Source organism: Kitasatospora sp. NPDC093558 (assembly GCF_040683475.1).
Classification (GTDB): Bacteria; Actinomycetota; Actinomycetes; order Streptomycetales; family Streptomycetaceae; genus Kitasatospora.
On sequence record NZ_JBFBDY010000863.1, the window covers coordinates 1 to 2316 of the forward strand.

A 2316-nucleotide genomic window follows, 5' to 3' on the forward strand; every position below is an offset into this window, starting at 1 on the left:
ACCTCGGCGGGCAGGCCGCCGGCCTCGAAGCGCAGCGCAGTGAGCGCGTCGTGGCGCACGGGCTTCAGCGCGAGGTCCGTGCCGCCGCGCACCACCAGCTCGGTGAGCCGGGGGAAGGCCGTCAGCAGCGGGGTGACGTCGCACATCTCCAGCCAGGAGATCTCGCTCTCCTCGTAGGTGATGTCCCCGACGAACAGTGCCCGCAGGGCGGGCAGGCGATGGGCGGAGGCGACGATCGCCGTCAGCGCCTCCTCCTCCAGGCCCTCGGGTGCCTCCGAGAACCACTGACCGAGCACCAGGGCGCTCACCCGCTCGACGTCGACCGTGTCGAGGAACCGCTGCCAGCGCTCGGCGAAGGTGCCCTCGGACTCGAAGTCCAGCCCGATCTTCCAGGCCACCGCGCCAGCCCCGGGCAGCGAGCCGGCCGTCGCCTCCTCCTGCTCGACCGCCTCGACGAAGTCGAAGACGGGGAGACCGTGGAACTCCCTGATGTGCTCGTTGACGGTCATGGCGCTGCTCCTCGGGTGTCGGGCCGAACACGTGTCTACCAGTCGGGTCCGACAATCCGCTGCGCCGGGTCGCACGTGACCGCACGCGACCCCGGGCGTGGGGAGCCGGATCCGTCCGGTTAGGATGCCGCGATCGCTGTTCGTTGGGGGGCGAAGCGCCGGTTCCGCCATGCCAGAAATTTCCTCTCACGCATGCGATTTCACGTTCCGACGAATTACGTCCGAAATCTCCCGTGAGGCTCCGTTGCGCAATCAGCACCACAGGTTCATGGCCGTGGCCACCGCCACGCTGGTGTCCGGCCTGGCCATCGCCACGGCTCCGGCCGTGTCCGCCGCCCCGGCACCCACCGCGACCGCCCAGGGCCGGCAGGCATCGGCCTCCCCGGTCATCGTCACCGTGGACGGCCCCGACGTCGTCAAGGCCGGTGGCGAGCCGGTCGAGTTCACCGCGAGTCTGAGGAACACCGCCGACCACCAGGTCGACGCGACCACCGCCTTCACCGTCGCGGGTCTCCTTGGCGCCGGCCTCAAGCAGAGCCAGTTCAAGCTGGAGTACCAGCGGCCCGCAGGCACGCAGTGGCAGGACGCCAAGGTGAACAACACCGATGCCGGCGAGGGCGGGTTCTGGGTTCTGGACCAGTCCGCCGCCGGGCTGCACCTGGCGAGCGGCGAGGGGGCCACCTACCGGCTGCGCCTCACCGTGGCGGCGGACGCCCCGCTCGTCCAGTTCACGGCGCACCTCGGCGTCGTGGTGTCGGATCCCGCGCTGCCGCCGGAGAAGCGCATAACCGAGGCGGAAAGCCCGTACCTGCACGTCGGGATCGCCCCGCGGGTGACGCCGAGCACCCCGGCCCCCACGCCCGTCGCACGGCCGGAGGCCAGGCTCGACGGCGTGGCGGCGTCCTTCACGGCGGGGGGCGAGGCGAAGCAGTTCACACTGATCTACACCAACACGACCGGCAAGGACCTCGTCGTCCTGCCCACGGTCCGGTTCCAGGGACAGACCGAACTCCCCGCCGACGTGGTCAGGGTCGAGTACCAGGCATTTGACGGCGGGTGGCTGGAGGCCAGCCCCGGCTTCGACTCGAGCCACCCCGACTGGGTCTACCTGTCCCGCTGGACGGGCAGCAAGGGCACCGCTCTCCTCGACCTGCCCAAGGGGGAGACCCGCACGGTCAACGTGCGGCTGTCGTTCACCAGGAACGCGCCCGCGATGACCGCTTCACTGGTGCCCGTCGAGAGCAGCGAGCCGGGGCCGGGTGAGAGCCCGAACAACGGCTTCGGGCCGAAGGTGGACTTCACGGTCTCGGCCGCGGCCGGGACCCCGGTTCCGACGCCGACGCCGACTTCGGCCGCCACCACCGCGGCGCCGGCCGTGCCCTCGGGCACGCCGTCCACCGCCCCGGTCGTCCCGGTCGCACAGGCCGGGGAGACCTCCGCCGCGCCGGTGCCGAGCCAGGCGGCGAGTGCCCAGTCGGCGAGCGTTCAGGCCGCCGTGGCTCCGGCCGTAGCGACGGACACCCAACTCGCGTCCACCGGCGGCGGTTCGAGCTCCGCGCCGATGGCGATCACCGGGGCCACCGCGATCGCCCTCGGGGTGGGCGCCCTGGTCGTGGCGCGCCGCCGCAAGGACACGCAGGGCAGCTGAGCACTGAAGGCCCGTCCGTTCCCCGCCAGTCGGTGGGGGCGGACGGGCCTTCGTGCGTCGGGTCGGCTCCCGGTCCGGACCCGGGGACCGGGGCCGGGGACACGGCCGGACGCTGATGCTGCTCGCCGAACGCGAGTGCCTGGCCGCCGGCGTCCACAC

General features: G+C 72.3%; 1 protein-coding gene and 1 pseudogene. One reads left to right on the forward strand and one right to left on the reverse strand.

Annotated elements, in window-relative coordinates:
• Window positions 1-509: pseudogene (locus tag AB0O00_RS36240) on the reverse strand (leucine-rich repeat domain-containing protein); the annotation flags it as partial.
• 268 nt (window positions 510-777) lie between these two features.
• Here AB0O00_RS36240 and AB0O00_RS36245 point away from each other — a divergent pair.
• A complete protein-coding gene (locus AB0O00_RS36245; protein WP_363658961.1) occupies window positions 778-2157 on the forward strand; it encodes an LPXTG cell wall anchor domain-containing protein in 1380 nt (459 codons plus the stop codon).
• The last annotated feature ends 159 nt before the right edge of the window (window positions 2158-2316 follow it).

Coding starts and splice junctions, on each gene's coding strand:
- AB0O00_RS36245 (WP_363658961.1), top strand. CDS start 778: ATGGCCGTGGCCACCGCCACGCTGGTGTCCGGCCTGGCCATCGCCACG.